Raw genomic sequence first — 15,692 nt, 5'->3', positions numbered from 1 at the left:
CCCGACTCCGGGTCGACCCGACGGGTCGTGTGCCTCAGAACGCCTCATGGCGCGTCGTGAGGCACACGACCCGTTCGTCGTCTCGCGTACGGTGAGCAGATGCCCAGGCTGCTCGCGGCAGCTGCCGCCCTCGCCCTGTCCGGGACCGTCCTGCTGACCGGCTGCGGTTCGGACACCTCCCCGACCGCCCAGGACCCGACGCCCACCTCGTCCGCTCCGGCGTCGTCCCCGTCAGCACCGGAGTCCGGGTCGTCCGCGCCCCCGCCGTCGACACCACCGCCGTCCACGACCTCGAGCACGCCGGCAGAGCCGGGGGTCCCGGGAGCGGAGGACGCGCAGCTGTTCCGCGCCTTCGCCCGCGGCGGCGCGCCCCTGCCGCCGCTAGGCGAGCAGGTCGACCTCTACCTCGGCAACGCGTTCTCGGGCTTCGTCACCCGAGCTCGGGCCGAGCACCCCTCGGCGTGGGGGACCTGCACCGAGGTCGGCGACTACGCCGGGAGGGCGTGCCCGCTCTCGCCGCTCGACGTGCTCGTCGGGCACCCGGCGGTCGCCTACGTCGGCACGCCGGACAGCCGGTGCCTGAAGACCTACGGACCGGTGCCGCCCGACCTGCGCAAGCTCACCCGCGTCGCGATCGTCCCCGCGCCGGGATCGGTGGACTCCTGCATCGACGACTTCGCGGTGCAGCTGTTCAGCAACGCCGACGGCGAGCTCGTGGCCGTCTCGCTGCTCCTGGGCGAGCCCTAGGACCCTGCCGAACCAGTGCCGCGTCTGAATACCGCACTAGCCTCGATCACGTGGACCCGCAGGAGTACGCCGACGCGCGGTGGCACGCGCTGGTCCGCACCGCGGTCGACCTCGGCGTCGACGAGGAGGACGCGCCCGCGCTGGTAAGCCGGGTCCTCGCTGCCCAGCACCGGCGGATCCGCAGAGCAGACGACCCTGACCCGGTCGTCCTCGCCGCGCTCGAGCAGGAGGTCCGGGGCCCGGGGCCCCCGCGGCGCCCGCCCTGGCGGGCCCTGGCCGGCGCGGCTCTCGCGCTCGCCGCGGTGCTCGCCGTGGTCGCTCTCACCCGGCCGGATCCGCCGCCCGACGACCACCTGCGCGGCAACCAGGTTCCGTCACTGTTCGGCTTCAGCCAGCAGAAGGCCGAGGACCTGCTCACGAGCCTCGGTCTCGACGTCACCGTCGAGCCCATGCGCGCCTGCGAGGTGGCCGAGAGGGTGCTGGGGAGCGACCCGGCCCTGGGTGCGGCGTTCGAGCACGGCGACCCGATCACGTTGTACACGGCGGTACCCGCCAGCATCACCTGCCTCACCGACTACCAGCAGCGAGCCGTGGTCTGGCAGCTCGTCGACCTGGCGGCCGGGCGCGGTCAGGGGCCGCCGTTCGCGGACCGCGTCCGCGTCCACGCCGGCGACGCACCAGTCACCGTGCTCAGCAGTGCCGAGGCGGCCGACCCGGACTCGTGGGTGGGGACGGGCATCCTCGACGCACTACGCACCGCGGCCGCTCGGGTCCACCTCGTCGACGAGCGGCCGCCGACCTACGCCGGCCCGGCCCTCCACATGCTCCATGCCTCGGAGGGGTCGGGCACGTGCGGGGTGCCGGGCCACGAGCTCGCCCGCCCCGGCGATGCCTTCGCTGCCGTGATCGTGTCGCCGACCGGGGCAGCCTGTCCGCTGCGGCTCGAGATCCGCCGCGAGGAGGGACGGGTGGCGGCCGTCGCGCTCTACGCCGGGTCGTCCTGAGGAAGATCGTGGTGCTCGGGCACGACCACCGGGCGAAGCCGGGCCCACGCCAGGAAGACCACCCCGACCACCACCATCACGAGACCGGCCCACAGGTTGGCGTTGACGTCGCCGGTCTTGTCGGACTGCTCGTCGCCGAACAGGCCCATCAGCGTGAGGATCACGCCGTACACCCCGATGAGGCTCCCGATGATCGTGCGGATGTCGAGCAGGCCGGCCGTGTGCCGGCCCTGCGCGCCGCTGCGGGCGCTGGAGTTCTCGGACATGACGGCCTCCTCTAGAAGATGACGTTCAGGATGACGACCAGCACCAGTGCGATCCCGGCGAGCGGCATCGTGCGCTGGTACCACGGGTGGGACGCCTCGTCCGGGTCGACGAGGTCCTCACGCGGTGTCTCGGAGTAGACGAGTCCACGCAGCTCCGCCACCGGCTTGGGCGCGGTGACCATCGAGACGGCGACGCTCAGCACCACGTCGACCACGAACGCGGCCCCGGCGGCCACGAAGGCGGCACCCTGGCCGCTGATCGCCAGCGTGCCGGTGCTCGCCGAGCCGAACGTGTCCTCGCTGAGGAACGCGACGAGCACCGCGGACGCCGTGCCGGCCACCAGGCCGACCCAGCCCGCCGTCGGCGTCATCCGCTTCCAGAACATGCCGAGGATGAAGGTCGCGAACAGCGGGGCGTTGAAGAACCCGAACAGGGCCTGCAGGTAGTCCATGATGTTGCTGAAGTTGCTCGCCAGGCCGGCCGTGAAGATCGCGACGACGGTCGCAACGACCGTCGCGACCCGCCCGATCCACAGGTAGTAGTCGTCGTCGCGGTCGCGGACGACGTACTGCTGCCACAGGTCGTAGCTCAGCACCGTGTTGAACGCCGAGATGTTCGCGGCCATGCCGGCCATGAACGCCGCGAGCAGACCGGTGATCGCCAGGCCGAGCAGGCCGTTGGGCAGGACGTCGCGCATCAGGTAGAGCAGGGCGTCGTTGTAGGCGACGCCATCGCCGGATGCTCCCCCCGCCACGGTCTCGCCGGCCTTGACCTTGCCGATCTCGGTCACCAGCACCGCGGCGATCATGCCGGGGACGATCGTGATGAACGGGACGAACATCTTGGGGAAGGCACCGATGATCGGGGTCTTGCGGGCCGCCGAGATCGAGTTGGACGCCATCGCCCGCTGGACCTCGACGAAGTTCGTCGTCCAGTAGCCGAAGGAGAGCACGAACCCGAGACCGAACACGATGCCGATCACCGAGAGGATCGAGGAGTCGAAGCCCGTCAGCGGGATGCCAGGCCAGGAGTGCAGCTGCTGGTCGGCGGGCGCGATGTCCTTCGGGTGCGCCTCGGCCGCCGCGGTGATCTTGTCGGTCAGGCCGCCCCAGCCACCGACCCGGTGCAGCCCGATCAACGTGAGCGGCAGCAGCCCGCCGACGATCACGAAGAACTGCAGCACCTCGTTGTAGATCGCCGCGCTGAGGCCACCCAGGGTGATGTAGGACAGCACGATGGCGGCCGCGACGATCAGCGCCACCCACAGCGGCCAGCCGAGCAGGGCGTGCACGATGCTGCCGAGCAGGAACAGGTTGATGCCGGCGATCAAGAGCTGGGCGACCGCGAACGAGATCGCGTTGACGAGGTGGGCCCCGGTGCCGAACCGGCGGCGCATGAACTCCGGCACCGAGCGGACCTTGGAGCCGTAGTAGAACGGCATCATCACGACGCCGAGGAACAGCATCGCCGGGATCGCGCCGACCCAGAAGTAGTGCACGGTGGGCAGGCCGTACTCCGCCCCGTTGGCGGACATGCCCATGATCTCGACCGCACCGAGGTTGGCGGAGATGAACGCGAGCCCGGTGACCCAGGCGGGCAGCGACCGGCCCGAGAGGAAGAAGTCGACCGAGTCGGAGATCTGGCGACGCGCCACCACCCCGATGCCCAGGACGACCGCGAAGTACAACGCGATGACCAGGTAGTCGACCGCGTGGGCCGAGATGATCGTGTCGCTGGCCAGGACGGTCGGACTCGTCATGGTGATGACCTTTCGTGCACCGATCCGGTGGTGATGACCCGGGTGGGCCATCGGGCCTCGTGCCCGTGCAGGCGTCCCCACAAACCTCCGACACCACGATGACGCCGCATCGACGCCACCATGACATCACATGGTGTTGACATGACATCATGATGATGTCATGGTGGTGCACATGGACATCACGCCGTACGTCGAGAGCCTCCGCCGCGACCTGCTGGCCGCGGCCGAAGCGGCTGGTCCGGAGGCTCGCGAGGCCACCGAGCGGCTGGCCTTCGCGCTGGACCCCGCCGCTCGCCTCGCGCTGATGGAGGCGGTCTCCCAGGCCGCCGCCGAGATCACCGCCGAGATGCCGGACGGCGGCGTGGACGTGCGCCTCACCGGTCGCGAGCTCGACTTCGTCGTGCACAGCACCCCGGCCGCCCCGCCCCCGCCCCCGGCCCCGCCGAGCGAGGAGGCAGAGGACGACGGCAACGTCGCCCGCATCACGCTGCGGATCCCCGAGTCGGTCAAGACCAAGGCCGAGGAGCTCGCGGCCCGCTCGGGCCACTCGCTCAACACCTGGCTGGTGACCGTCGTCCGCGCCGCGACCACCCGGGACAGCGCGATCAACGTCGACATCGACCTCTCGAGCATCCCGTTCCTCAGCGGCAACGACCCGTTCGGCGGCAAGCGCGGCAACAAGCGCATGACCGGCTGGGTCTAGCCAGCCGACCCCATCTCCCACACCTCCCGGGACCGGCACCAGGCCGGCCCCGCGGCCGACCACACCCTCACGCAGGACCCTCACCCAGGAGGAGCACCACCATGACCGAGCACCGCTTCGAGACCCCCCATCCCGTCCGCCTCGTCGCCGAGATCGGGAAGGGCTCGGTGAACCTCGTGGCGACCGACACGGCCGAGACCCACGTCGAGGTCACCGGACGCGACGCCGACCAGACCATCGTCCGGCAGGACGGCAGCCAGATCAGCGTCATCGGGCCCAAGCAGCGCGCCGGCGGCATCTTCGGCGGCGACAACCGGCTCGACGTGGTGGTCACCCTCCCCCACTCGAGCGATGTCGCCGTCCGCACCGGCAGCGCCGACGTGACCGTGACCGGCACGGTCGGCACCACCCAGCTCAAGAGCGGCTCGGGCGACGTCGACGTCGACACGGCCGACGGCCCGCTGGTGGTCGAGACCGGCTCGGGCGACATCCGAGTCGAGGCGGCGCACGCCGAGCTCAAGGCCAAGAGCGGCTCCGGCGATGTGCTGATCGTCGACGCGACCTCGAGCGTCCTCGTCTCGACCGGATCCGGCGACGTCCGGCTGTCGACCTGCCGCGGCTCGGTCGTGGTCAAGACCGGGTCGGGCGACCTCAAGGTCGGTGAGTCCGGGGGCGACGTGGCCCTGACCACCGGCTCCGGCGACCTGGTCGTCGGCACGGCGCTGCGGGGCCGGGTGAGCGTCAAGGGCGCCTCCGGCGACGTCGCGATCGGGATCCCGGCCGGCGTGCCGGTGTGGACCGACATCTCGACGGTCGCCGGCGAGATCCGCTCCAACCTCGGCGGCGCCGGAGAGCCCCGCGACGGCGCCGACCACGTCGAGGTCCGCGCGAAGACCGTCAGCGGCGACATCGTCCTGACCCAGGTGTGACCCCAGGCCCGACCCCAGCCAGATCCGCTCGCCCCACTCACCTCAGGAGAACGTCATGGAGTTCAGCAACATCACCCTCGACGCCGCGGCCAACCGCCACCAGCTCGCCGAGCGGATCGCCCGCGCGAACGCCCCCCGGATCCCCTCCACGACCTACCGCCACCTGCTCGTGCAGCGGATGCGCCGGGTCGCCCCGCTCCTCGACAACTAGTGCCGTCTCTCGGAAGTCGTCGACCGGCTGGAGTCCCTCGTCGCCCTACGAGCGCATCGCGACACCACGGCGCCAGTAGCCCATGAAGGCGACCTGCCGCCGGTCGACGCCGAGGTCGGTGACCAGCGCCCGCCGCAGGGCAGTGACCATCCCGGCCTCCCCGGCGATCCAGGCGTAGAGCCCCTCGAGGTCGTGGCCCACGACCCGCGCGGCCGCATCGACCTCCTCACCGGAGGAGGAGTACGTCGGGGTCTCCCACAGGTCCGGGTCGACCTCGCCGGGCTCCTCGACCCGCCGCGCCGAGGCCCCCAGGTGCTCGAGCACCGCACCGTGCACCAGCGACCCGAGGGGTGCCCCGTCGCGGGTCAGCCAGACGACGTCCACCCCCTCGGGGTGGACAACGCTCAGCACGTCGGCGGCCGTCGGCACCTCGAGGAACGCCGCCCCCTGCGCCTGCCAGGGGAGCTGGGCGAGGATCGCGGACACCGCCGGCACGGCGGTCTCGTCCCCGACGAGCAGCAGCCGCGCCGCAGCACCCGGGTCGAACTCGATGCCACCGAACGCCTGCCCGCGCCGCGGGGCGAGCAGCACGAGCCGGTCGCCGGCCCGCGCGCGCTCCGCCCAGGAGGACCCCGGTCCGGCGGTCCCGTCCGCCCCGTGCACGACGAAGTCGACGACCAGCCGCGTGTCGACGCCCCGGCCACGCACCTCGCGCACGGTGTAGGTGCGCAGGTGGCCTCGCTCCTCGACCGGGCGCTCCAGCCAGGTGGCGAACCACGACTGGTCCGCACCCTCGAACGAGGGCAGCGGCGCGTCGCCGTACGGGAAGACGAGCTTGATCCGCTGGTCGTAGAGCGGCCCCTCGACGCCGAACTCGGCGAGGCAGGGTCCCCCCAGCTCCACCCGGACGAACGACGGGGAGAGTCGCTCGACGCGGACCGCCTCGACCTCGTCGAGGATCATCGGCAGGGCGTGCTGGGTGGTGGTCATAAAGGTTAGGCTAACCTAACCTCGACCTCAGATCTTCGTGCGGTGGAAGTTCTGGTACGAGCGCGAAGGGGTCGGACCCCGCTGACCCTGGTAGCGCGAGCCGTACTTCGCCGAGCCGTACGGGTGCTCGGAGGGCGAGGAGAGCCGGAAGAAGCAGAACTGCCCGATCTTCATGCCCGGGTAGAGCTTGATCGGCAGCGTGGCGACGTTCGCGAGCTCCAGCGTCACGTGCCCCGAGAAGCCGGGGTCCACGAACCCCGCGGTCGCGTGCGTGAGCAGACCGAGCCGGCCGAGCGAGGACTTGCCCTCCACGCGGGCGGCGATGTCGTCAGGCAGCGTCACGACCTCGTACGTCGAGCCCAGGACGAACTCCCCCGGGTGCAGGATGAACGGGTCGTCCCCCTCCGGCTCCACCACCCGGGTCAGGTCGGACTGGTCGGCCGCCGGGTCGATGTGGGGGTACTTGTGGTTCTCGAACACCCGGAAGAACCGGTCCAGCCGCACGTCGATCGACGACGGCTGGAGCATCGCCTCGTCGTAGGGCTCGAGGGCGATCCGCCCGGCGTCGATCTCGACGAGGATGTCGCGGTCTGACAGCAGCACGGAGTCAACCTACCGGCCCCACCCGCCGTCGGGGGCCGATAGGACCGCGGCGAGAATGGGCGGGTGAGCTTCCACCGGTACGTCGCCCTCGGCGACTCGTTCACCGAAGGCGTCGGCGATCCCGACCCCGACCGCCCCAACGGGCTGCGCGGCTGGGCCGACCGGGTCGCCGAGCACCTCGCGACGCTCGAGCCGGACTTCCGCTACGCCAACCTCGCCATCCGCGGCCGCAAGCTCCCCGCGATCCTCGACGAGCAGCTCGACGCCGGCCTGGCGCTGGGTCCCGACCTGGTCACGATCCACGGCGGCGGCAACGACGTGCTCCGGCCGCGGGTCGACGTCGACGCGCTCGCCAACCGGTACGACGCCGCCGTCGGGAAGCTCACCGCCAGCGGCGCCCGCGTCGTGATCTTCACGCTCTTCGACCCCGGCACCACCGGGGTCTTCGCCGCCATGCGCGGCCGGTTCGCGGTGTTCAACGAGTGGGTCCGCGAGATCGCCGACCGGCACGACGCCGCACTGGTCGACCAGTGGCGGATGCGCGACGTGGAGCTGCCGGCGGTGATGGACACCGACCGGATGCACCTCAACTCCGCCGGCCACGCCTACATGGCGACCAAGGTGCTCGACGCTCTCGGCGTCGTCCACGACCTGACCCCGCCGGCGATCGCCCCGATCCCGGTGCTCGACCGCCGCGAGCGACTGGTCGAGAACGCGCGCTGGACCCGGGAGTTCCTCGGGCCCTGGGTGCACCGGCGCCTCACCGGTCGCTCCTCCGGCGACCTGGTCACCCCGAAGCGACCCACCCTCGCCGCCATCGACTAGTATCTCCGCGACGCCGGCGGAGGCCGGAGTCATGCGGATGTAGCTCAGTTGGTAGAGCGCGACCTTCCCAAGGTCGATGTCGCGAGTTCGAGTCTCGTCATCCGCTCCACACTCTCCACGACCGCCGAGTCGGCGCATCTGCTCGCCCGTAGACCGCCGAGTCGGCGCATCTGCTCGCCCGGAGACCGCCGAGTCGGCGCATCTGCTCGCCCGTAGACCGCCGAGTCGGCGCATCTGCCCACCCGTAGACCGCCGAGTCGGCGCATCTGCCCACCCAACAGCGTCGAGTCGGCGCGTGTTCGCACCGGGGTGAGCACTTCATGCCGGCTCGACCCTCCCCACGAGCTGCCACCAGGTCGCACCAGCAGCCACCGGTCGCACTCACGAGCGCGACACTGCACCGAACGTCGATGTCGCGAGCTCGAGTCTCGCGGCCTGCTGCAGCCGGGGACCTGTGTCGTCGGATCTGGGACCTTCGCCCCTCCGGTCCCATGGGGGCCCCGACCGATAGAAGGTCACACCCACCCCACCGACGAGGGACCCCACATGCACGTCACCCGCCTCAACGGGCTTCGGATCGGCCAACGGCTCGCCATCCTCGCCCTCGTTCCACTCCTGGTCCTCGGCTACCTCACCTCGGGGATCGTCCTGGACCGGGCGGCGGCCCGGTCAGCCGCCGACCGGCTGGTCGTCCTGGTCGATCTCACCGGATCGACGAGCGATCTCGTGCACAGCGTCCAACGCGAACGCGGCGCCACCAGCGTCTACGTCAGCTCGCAGGGTGAGCGCTTCGGCGCAGAGCTGCAGCAGTACCGCGGCGAGGTCGACTCCTCGCTCGCCGCACTGGACAGCTTCCTCGATCAGCACCGCGCTCAGCTGCCCAAGACCGTGCTCTCGTCCGTGGACTCGGGCGTGCAGCAGCTCGCCCAGCGTGAGGACGTCCGCGCCCGGGTCGACCAGCTGCAGACCGAGCCTGCCGAGCTCCTGAGCTACTACACCGCCGCGGTGGCCAGCCTCCTCGCCGCCCTGCAGCCCGTCGTCGACGCCACCCCCGACGCCGACCAGGCACGCGACCTCTCCGCGCTCGTTGCGCTGCTCAACGCCAAGGAGCAGGCAGGGATCGGTCGAGCGCAGCTCGCCAACGCCTTCACGACCGACACCTACCAGCCGGGGCAGCTCGTCCTGGTCAGCAGTCTGGTCGCGGCGCGGGAGGCCTACATCTCGACGTTCCTGGGACTCGCCGACGCCACCACACGGGCCGCCTACCAGCGCGCCACCACCGAGCCGGCCTTCCAGAAGGTCGCCGACCTCGAGACCACCGCACTGGCACACACCCGGGGCCACTTCGGCCAGGACTCCGCGGCCTGGTTCCAGGCGGCGACCGACAAGATCGACGCCTTGCACAGCCTGGACACCGACTTCGTCGCCCGCATCCGGAGCCACGCCGTGGACATCAGGGACGAGGCGCGCGCCAGCCTGATCAGGACCATCGCCATCACCATCGGCGCCATCGTCTTGACCAGCCTGCTCGCCATGGCGATCATCCGCAGCATCACCCGGCCCCTCCGGGCCACCGCGGCCGTCCTGGGTCGGCTCGCCGAGGGCGACCTGGACCAGCGTCTCGACGTCCCGGACCACAACCGCGACGAGATCGCCGGCATGGACCGCGCCCTGGACAAGGCGCTCAGCGCACTGCGCACGACGATGCGGCACATCGGCGACACCTCTGAGTCTCTCGCCGCTGCCGCCACCGAGCTCGACCAGGTCAGTGGCAACCTGCGCGGGTCGGCAGACGCCGCGACCTCGCAGGCCCAGACGGTCAGCACCTCGGCCGACCGCGTCTCGGACAACGTGCACAACGTCGCCGCCGCCGCGGACGAGATGAACAGCGCGATCCAGGAGATCGCGCGCAGCGCCGCCGAGGCAGCGACCGTGGCGACCACGGCGGCCTCGGTGGCCGCCCGCGCCAACGACAGCGTCGCCCGCCTGGGGAGCTCCAGCCAGCAGATCCAAGACGTCGTCAAAACCGTCACCGCCATCGCCGAGCAGACGAACCTCCTCGCCCTCAACGCCACCATCGAGGCTGCGCGTGCCGGCGACTCCGGCAAGGGGTTCGCCGTCGTCGCCGGCGAGGTCAAGGAGCTGGCGCGTGAGACCGCGGCCGCCACCGAGGACATCAGCCGGCGAGTCCAGGACCTGCACTCCGACACGGCGGTCGCCGTCTCGGCGATCGAGGAGATCACCGAGATCGTCGCTCGGATCGACTCCAGTCAGGCACTCATCGCCGCTGCGGTCGAGGAGCAGTCGGCCACCACGATCGCGATCAGCGACCACGCCACCAGCGCCGCGAGCGGCACCCAGGCCATCGCCCAGGAGGCGGCCGGCGTCGCCGCCGGAGCGGAGGCGGAGAGCCACGGGATCAACGACATCAGCGCCGCGGCGAGCGACCTGAGCCGGATGGCCGCCCAGATGCAGATCCTGATCCACGACTTCCGCTACTGACCGGAGGCCGCCGCGACCCGGCCACTGTGACCATTGGGCAACTTGACGCTTGCTGTGGCCAGAGGTGACAGTGGGACGGCCGGTCCTTCCCCACCGTCTCGAGGTCGTTCCATGTCCCGCCGCCCCCTGCTGGTCGTCCTGCTCGCACTTCTCGTGCTGCTCGCGCTCACCCCGTTCATCCCCCGAGGCGGGAACGAGGGCGCGATCCTGCCCTCCGGAGACGGCAAGGCCGGTGCGCTCGGGGCGCTCCGGCCGGCCGCCACCGCCGGGTGGTCCCGGGTCACTCCCGCGATGCAGGCGGAGATCGACCGCGTCGTCGCGGAGGGCCGCATCGCGGCCCGCGTCTCGGGCAAGGCGACCCCTGAGCAGCTGGCCACCACAGCCGTGCGCTGCGCCGACCTCGAGGGGCAGCGCTACTGCTTGGGCACCGGGTGGACCGAGGACACCGAGGCCGAGGTCCGCGCCCGGATGGCGCGATCGGCGCGAGTCGCCGCCGCCCGTCCGGCCGGACAGGTGCGTACGACGGGCGACCTGAGCCCCGCGGCCGCGCTCGAGCAGCGCGCCCGGATGAGCCCCGCGGCCCGCGCCGCGGCCGACCGCGCCGAGCTGACCATGGCCGCCCGGTCGGTGGCCAAGGTGTGGCTGCTGCGCCACGACATCGAGGGCGTGCCGCTGCCGGCCGGCTTCCTGGCGGACCACCCGGAGGCGCGCGCCGCCGTACCGGCCGCCGCCAAGCCAACCACCACCGCGACACCGACGACCAAGCCGACCGCGACACCGACCACCAAGCCCACCATCAAGCCCACCACCAAGCCGTCGGCGACACCCACCCCCACGGCGACGCCGACCACGCCCAGCGTGAAGACGATGGCGGACTACCCCAGCCGCGTCGCGATCCTCGACCCCAAGCAGGTCGCCGAGCAGACCCAGACCTACTGGTGCGGCCCGACGACGATGCAGATGATCGCCTGGGGGTGGCGCAAGCACCCGCAGTCGCAGGCGCACTGGGCCCGTCGGCTCCACACGACCACCAGCGGCACCTCGGTCTACGACATGGTCCGCGTGGTCAACGAGAGCACCGGCTGGGACGGCGCGGACCACGCCGGGCCGTACGTCGTGCTCGACATCGGGAAGTACGACTTCTCGAAGTGGATGCTGCTGATGATGCGTCACATCGCCGACTACAAGGCGCCCGTGGTGCTGCACCCGATCCTGCTCAAGCAGTTCTACCCCTACCTCGACGACGACGCCTCCGGTCACTTCCAGGTCGGTCGCGGCTATGCGAAGCGCGGCGCCAAGCCGGACCAGATCGGCTACTTCGAGCCGTGGAACCAGCAGCGCTTCGACCCCTCGGAGCCCTACATCGCGCGGGTCCAGTGGCGTGACGCCTACAAGAGCTACCGCGCCAACGAGACCCACTACGCCCACAACCTCGGCGTCTGATGCACCCGATCCGGTACGTCGTCCCCGCGGCGGTGCTGACTCTCGCGCTCGGAGCTCTCGGGGCGTGCGGGGGCAGCGACGACCCGACCGAGCCGGCCGCCCAGTCCGGCACGACGCCGACCGGGACGCCCTCGGACAGCACGTCCCCCACACCGCAGACCCCGGCAACCACCAGCGACGCACCCACCTCTGCGGCGCCATCCGGGGGCACGGCCGACAAGCCGGCGGCGCTGGCACCGAGCACCGACCTCCTCGACTGGCGGCCGGTGCCCGGGTCGGTCCGCGACGTGGCGACCCGCAGCGGCGGCTGGACGCTGGCGATCACCGGCAACGGCCGCGGCTACTCGCTGGAGGGGCCGGGCTCGAGCAGCGGCTCGGGGTCCGGCGGCGGTTCGGCTACCAAGGTCAGCGACACCCTCATCGACCACGACTGGGCCGTGGTGGTGCTCCAGGACAAGGCCGAGCAGCGGCCCATGGTGGCCGAGGTCACCGAGCTGGCGACCGGGAAGACGTTCCGCCTCGATGGGCGCTCCGACGTTCCCACCACCACCGGCGGCACCTGGGCCCTCGGCGAGGGGAAGCTCCTGCACGCGACCGTCAGCCCCGACGGGGCCTACTGCCTGGCGTCCGTCGACCTGGCCACGCGCACCTCGACGCTGGGCTGGTGCGCTCCAGACCGGCACGGCTTCAACGACGCGCGGATCACCCCCGCCGGGACCTCCTTGCTCACCTTCGACCTCTCGAGCCACACGCGGGCATCGTGCCGCACGGTCGTGTCCGTCGCGGGCGACCAGGCAACCCCGCTCGCGGACGTGCCCGACTGCCACGGCTGGGACGGGCTGCTGACCGACGGCGGCGCGGTGTGGTCGTTGGTCCCGAAGGAGACCCAGATCGACAATGCGCACTTCTACGCCAGAGCCGGCGACCAGTACTACGACCTCGGGCCCGGCACCTCCGGCAGCCTCACCTGGTGTGCCGGGGCGGCGTACTTCGTGCGAGACCCACAGCGTGAGGGCGACCCCGCCGCACTGATGCGGTGGACGGCCGACGCCGGTCTCACGGTGGTCTACCAGTCCCCCGGCGGCCGGGCGTTCCTCAGCGAGCCGCGCTGCGGCGGCGACGCGATCACGGTGACGGCCATGGCCGAGGACCGCGACGAGCAGGTCAGCGCGCTCCTCGACTGACGAGACCGACCCGCGGAGAGAAATCCGGACCGGACCCGTCACATACCGGCGCCCGCTGCGTTGGACCCTTGTCGGAATGTGGGGATCCGACGCACGGGACGAGGTGGCGGCGCAGCAGCGGGCGGCGTCATCTCGTCGCGTCGGGCCTGGTTACCCTCGGTGCGTGACCGCCTCCCAGCCTCCGGCCTTCTCCGGCTTCCCGGTCGCCGCGCTCGACTTCTACGACGACCTCGAGGTCGACAACACCAAGTCGTTCTGGGAGAAGCACAAGGCGGTGTACGCCGACTCAGTCAAGGCGCCGATGACCGCGCTGTGCGCTGCGCTCGAGCCGGAGTTCGGGGCCGCGAAGATCTTCCGGCCCTACCGCGACGTCCGGTTCGCCAAGGACAAGACACCGTACAAGACCCACCAGGGCGCCTTCGTGAGGGTGGGCGAGGCGACGGGCTGGTACGTCGAGCTCTCGCCCCGCGGTGTGCGGACCGGGGCCGGGTTCTACGAGGCGAGCGGCCCTCGCCTCGCCGCGTTCCGCGCCGCGGTCGCCCACGACCGGTTCGGTCCGGCGCTCGGCAAGACCCTGCGGGCACTGGAGAAGCGCGGGTTCGAGGTCAGCGGCGACCGGCTCAAGACCACACCGCGCGGGTACGACGCCGACCACCCGCGCATCGAGCTGTTGCGGCACAAGTCGCTGGTCGCCGGGCACTCGCTGGGCTTCGAGCCGGTGATCCACACCCCCGAGGTGCTCGAGCTGGTCCGCGACGACTGGCGCACCCTGCGACCGCTCGTGGAGTGGATCGCCGAGCACTGCTCCACCTGAGCGGCCGCCGGCCACCGGCACCGCCGCGGGTCAGGCCGAGGTGAAGCTCGCCATCGTGCGCTCGGGCTCCCAGTAGGCCTTCATCGAGGCGACCCGCCCGGCGTCGTCGACGACGTACACCATGATCAGGTCGGTGGTCGTGTGGCTGCCGTCGGCGAACGACGTGGTGATCCGCCCGATGTTCGCGCAGGTGTTGCTGCCCGGGTTGGCGAAGGAGTCGTTGATCTCGAACTCGAACCGCGCGATCGGCGCGATCGCCTGGTGCCAGAACGCCGTGATGCCCTCGTGGCCGCGGTGGCCCTTGCCCTCGGGGTCGAACATCGACGGACCGACGGGGTCCTCGAGGACGGCGTCCTCGGCGTACACCGTCAGCCACTCCTCGAGGTCGCCCTTCGCAACGGCGGAGTAGGAGCGCTGGGACGCCCGGCGCGCGGGGTGGTCGTCATCCGGTGCGTTCCACGTGATGGCGTCGGAGGTGATCACGCGGGCATCCTAGACGTCGAACTGGAACACGTTCTAGCCCTGAGCGGTCACCCGACGTTCATCGACCCGCCGGGCGGGACTGTCACCGTGCTGCCATGGCACGCAAGCGCAGGGCCTACCTGCACATCGGACTGCCCCGCACCGGGGGCGCCTTCCTCGACTCCGCCCTCGCCGAGCACGCCGACGCCCTGGACGCGCTCGGCGTGCGGCACCCCGCGATCTCCGCGGAGGAGATGTTCCGCGCGGCGATCGAGGTCCGCCGCGACCACCGGACCTGGGGCTACGAGCGCGCCGAGGTCGAGGGCGCCTGGGCCGCGATCTGCCGCCGCGCCCACAAGGGCCGCCACGACCTGATCTTCAGCCAGGAGCTGCTGGCCGCCTGCACCCCGCCGCAGATCGACCTCCTGCTCGACGGTCTGGCCGGCTTCGAGGTGCACGTGATCGTCACGGCCCGCGATCTCGGCATCCAGCTGCTCGCCGCCTGGGCCGCCTCGGTCGAGGCCGGACGGTCGGTGTCGTTCGCGCGGTTCTGCAAGCGCGTCATGGATCCCACGCGTGAGCACGAGCAGGCACAGAGCTTCTGGGCCGGCCAGGAGCTCGGCGACGTGCTCGAGCGGTGGAGCGGCGCCGTCCGCAAGCCGCACCGGGTGCACGTGGTGGTGGTGCAGCCGGACGTGGTGGATCCGTACGACGCGGTCTGGGCGGCCATCGGCGACATCGTCGGCTTCGACGCCCGGATGCTCCCGCTGGCCGGCGACCGGCCGACCCGTCCGGACGCGGCCGGCATCGCGGTGCTGCGCAACGTCAACCGTGCGGTCGACGGCCGGCTGCCGGCCCGGACCCACCGCGCCGTCGTACGCCGCTATCTGTCCGAGGGGGTGCCGACGGATGCCGACAGCGTCGCCGGCATCACCGGCGTGCCCACCGATCTGTACGACGAGCTGCTGCTGATCGGCGAGCGGTGGCGCAAGGGGCTCGCCGATGGTGGGTACGACGTGCACGGCGACACCGCCGCGCTGCTGCCGACCCGACCCGACCCGGACGTGGTCCTGCCCGACGAGGTCCCGGCCGAGGAGCGGCTGACCTCCGCGACGGACGCGCTCGCCAACGTCCTCGTCGAGGTCGCTCGGCTGCGCGAGCACAACCAGGCCCTCGAGCAGCGCAACGCGAAGCTGGAGCGCAAGCGCAAGAAGCTCAAGCAGCGGCTGGCACAGACCTCCTGATGCGG

Annotated in this window: 16 protein-coding genes and 1 tRNA gene; 12 read left to right on the top strand and 5 right to left on the bottom strand. The window is 71.5% G+C overall.

Annotation, left to right across the window (positions count from 1 at the left end; all coding sequences use genetic code 11):
• The first annotated feature begins 99 nt into the window (after positions 1 to 99).
• Together AC3ANS_RS00885 and AC3ANS_RS00880 are read left to right on the top strand one after the other, a co-directional pair.
• Positions 100 to 747 carry a hypothetical protein gene (locus AC3ANS_RS00885; RefSeq protein WP_488294296.1) on the top strand — a complete coding sequence of 216 codons (648 nt, stop codon included), beginning with the start codon at positions 100 to 102 and terminating at the stop codon, positions 745 to 747.
• A gap of 50 nt (positions 748 to 797) precedes the next feature.
• On the top strand, positions 798 to 1,751 hold the full coding sequence (locus AC3ANS_RS00880; protein ID WP_488294295.1) for a PASTA domain-containing protein: 954 nt from the start codon (positions 798 to 800) through the stop codon (positions 1,749 to 1,751).
• Here AC3ANS_RS00880 and AC3ANS_RS00875 read toward each other — a convergent pair.
• Positions 1,733 to 2,017 carry a hypothetical protein gene (locus tag AC3ANS_RS00875; protein ID WP_488294294.1) on the bottom strand — a complete coding sequence of 95 codons (285 nt, stop codon included), beginning with the start codon at positions 2,015 to 2,017 and terminating at the stop codon, positions 1,733 to 1,735. The two genes, AC3ANS_RS00880 and AC3ANS_RS00875, sit on opposite strands and share 19 nt — an antisense overlap.
• Before the next feature lie 11 nt (positions 2,018 to 2,028).
• Positions 2,029 to 3,777, bottom strand: coding sequence for a sodium:solute symporter family protein (locus AC3ANS_RS00870; RefSeq protein ID WP_488294293.1), 1,749 nt, complete (start codon positions 3,775 to 3,777; stop codon positions 2,029 to 2,031).
• Between the two features lie 160 nt (positions 3,778 to 3,937).
• Between AC3ANS_RS00870 and AC3ANS_RS00865 the strand changes: the two genes are divergently transcribed.
• From AC3ANS_RS00865 to AC3ANS_RS00855, 3 genes are all read left to right on the top strand, one after another.
• Positions 3,938 to 4,480 (top strand): histidine kinase, encoded by a 543-nt coding sequence (locus AC3ANS_RS00865; protein WP_488294292.1) that lies wholly within the window; start codon positions 3,938 to 3,940, stop codon positions 4,478 to 4,480.
• A gap of 101 nt (positions 4,481 to 4,581) precedes the next feature.
• Positions 4,582 to 5,409 (top strand): DUF4097 family beta strand repeat-containing protein, encoded by an 828-nt coding sequence (locus AC3ANS_RS00860; protein WP_488294291.1) that lies wholly within the window; start codon positions 4,582 to 4,584, stop codon positions 5,407 to 5,409.
• Between the two features lie 55 nt (positions 5,410 to 5,464).
• The gene (locus AC3ANS_RS00855; protein WP_488294290.1) at positions 5,465 to 5,620 is read left to right on the top strand and encodes a hypothetical protein; all 156 of its coding nucleotides are present in this window, start codon (positions 5,465 to 5,467) and stop codon (positions 5,618 to 5,620) included.
• Between the two features lie 45 nt (positions 5,621 to 5,665).
• Here the strand turns inward: AC3ANS_RS00855 and AC3ANS_RS00850 are convergent, their stop codons facing one another.
• Positions 5,666 to 6,610, bottom strand: coding sequence for a siderophore-interacting protein (locus tag AC3ANS_RS00850; RefSeq protein ID WP_488294289.1), 945 nt, complete (start codon positions 6,608 to 6,610; stop codon positions 5,666 to 5,668).
• A 27-nt stretch (positions 6,611 to 6,637) separates the two neighbouring features.
• Entirely contained in the window at positions 6,638 to 7,213 is a 576-nt protein-coding gene (gene dcd / locus AC3ANS_RS00845) for a dCTP deaminase (RefSeq protein WP_488294288.1), read from the bottom strand.
• 63 nt (positions 7,214 to 7,276) lie between these two features.
• Here dcd and AC3ANS_RS00840 point away from each other — a divergent pair, with 63 nt between their 5' ends.
• The 6 genes from AC3ANS_RS00840 to AC3ANS_RS00815 all read left to right on the top strand — a co-directional run bounded on the left by AC3ANS_RS00840 (position 7,277) and on the right by AC3ANS_RS00815 (position 13,981).
• On the top strand, positions 7,277 to 8,038 hold the full coding sequence (locus AC3ANS_RS00840) for an SGNH/GDSL hydrolase family protein (protein ID WP_488294287.1): 762 nt from the start codon (positions 7,277 to 7,279) through the stop codon (positions 8,036 to 8,038).
• A 33-nt stretch (positions 8,039 to 8,071) separates the two neighbouring features.
• A tRNA-Gly gene (locus AC3ANS_RS00835) sits at positions 8,072 to 8,147 on the top strand.
• A gap of 437 nt (positions 8,148 to 8,584) precedes the next feature.
• Entirely contained in the window at positions 8,585 to 10,540 is a 1,956-nt protein-coding gene (locus AC3ANS_RS00830) for a methyl-accepting chemotaxis protein (RefSeq protein WP_488294286.1), read from the top strand.
• A gap of 111 nt (positions 10,541 to 10,651) precedes the next feature.
• Entirely contained in the window at positions 10,652 to 11,983 is a 1,332-nt protein-coding gene (locus AC3ANS_RS00825; RefSeq protein ID WP_488294285.1) for a C39 family peptidase, read from the top strand.
• Positions 11,983 to 13,167, top strand: coding sequence for a hypothetical protein (locus AC3ANS_RS00820; protein ID WP_488294284.1), 1,185 nt, complete (start codon positions 11,983 to 11,985; stop codon positions 13,165 to 13,167). Before AC3ANS_RS00825 ends, AC3ANS_RS00820 begins: the two co-directional genes overlap by 1 nt.
• 163 nt (positions 13,168 to 13,330) lie before the next feature.
• Complete coding sequence (locus tag AC3ANS_RS00815; protein WP_488294283.1) at positions 13,331 to 13,981, top strand: DUF2461 domain-containing protein; 651 nt, start codon at positions 13,331 to 13,333, stop codon at positions 13,979 to 13,981.
• Between the two features lie 30 nt (positions 13,982 to 14,011).
• On the opposite strand, the gene AC3ANS_RS00810 is transcribed toward AC3ANS_RS00815, so the two are convergent.
• Complete coding sequence (locus tag AC3ANS_RS00810; RefSeq protein WP_488294282.1) at positions 14,012 to 14,464, bottom strand: nuclear transport factor 2 family protein; 453 nt, start codon at positions 14,462 to 14,464, stop codon at positions 14,012 to 14,014.
• Between the two features lie 95 nt (positions 14,465 to 14,559).
• Here AC3ANS_RS00810 and AC3ANS_RS00805 point away from each other — a divergent pair, with 95 nt between their 5' ends.
• Positions 14,560 to 15,687 (top strand): hypothetical protein, encoded by a 1,128-nt coding sequence (locus AC3ANS_RS00805; RefSeq protein WP_488294281.1) that lies wholly within the window; start codon positions 14,560 to 14,562, stop codon positions 15,685 to 15,687.
• The last annotated feature ends 5 nt before the right edge of the window (positions 15,688 to 15,692 follow it).

The organism is Nocardia sp. 149-1B (genome assembly GCF_057747975.1).
This window is presented reverse-complemented; position numbering and strand designations above follow the sequence as displayed.

Excerpts from the sequence above, each read along its gene's own strand:
- AC3ANS_RS00875 (WP_488294294.1), bottom strand. The coding sequence starts at position 2,017 with ATGTCCGAGAACTCCAGCGCCCGCAGCGGCGCGCAGGGCCGGCACACG.
- AC3ANS_RS00870 (WP_488294293.1), bottom strand. The coding sequence starts at position 3,777 with ATGACGAGTCCGACCGTCCTGGCCAGCGACACGATCATCTCGGCCCAC.
- AC3ANS_RS00825 (WP_488294285.1), top strand. The coding sequence starts at position 10,652 with ATGTCCCGCCGCCCCCTGCTGGTCGTCCTGCTCGCACTTCTCGTGCTG.
- AC3ANS_RS00830 (WP_488294286.1), top strand. The coding sequence starts at position 8,585 with ATGCACGTCACCCGCCTCAACGGGCTTCGGATCGGCCAACGGCTCGCC.
- AC3ANS_RS00805 (WP_488294281.1), top strand. The coding sequence starts at position 14,560 with ATGGCACGCAAGCGCAGGGCCTACCTGCACATCGGACTGCCCCGCACC.
- AC3ANS_RS00860 (WP_488294291.1), top strand. The coding sequence starts at position 4,582 with ATGACCGAGCACCGCTTCGAGACCCCCCATCCCGTCCGCCTCGTCGCC.
- AC3ANS_RS00850 (WP_488294289.1), bottom strand. The coding sequence starts at position 6,610 with ATGACCACCACCCAGCACGCCCTGCCGATGATCCTCGACGAGGTCGAG.
- AC3ANS_RS00820 (WP_488294284.1), top strand. The coding sequence starts at position 11,983 with ATGCACCCGATCCGGTACGTCGTCCCCGCGGCGGTGCTGACTCTCGCG.
- AC3ANS_RS00885 (WP_488294296.1), top strand. The coding sequence starts at position 100 with ATGCCCAGGCTGCTCGCGGCAGCTGCCGCCCTCGCCCTGTCCGGGACC.
- AC3ANS_RS00865 (WP_488294292.1), top strand. The coding sequence starts at position 3,938 with ATGGTGGTGCACATGGACATCACGCCGTACGTCGAGAGCCTCCGCCGC.
- AC3ANS_RS00855 (WP_488294290.1), top strand. The coding sequence starts at position 5,465 with ATGGAGTTCAGCAACATCACCCTCGACGCCGCGGCCAACCGCCACCAG.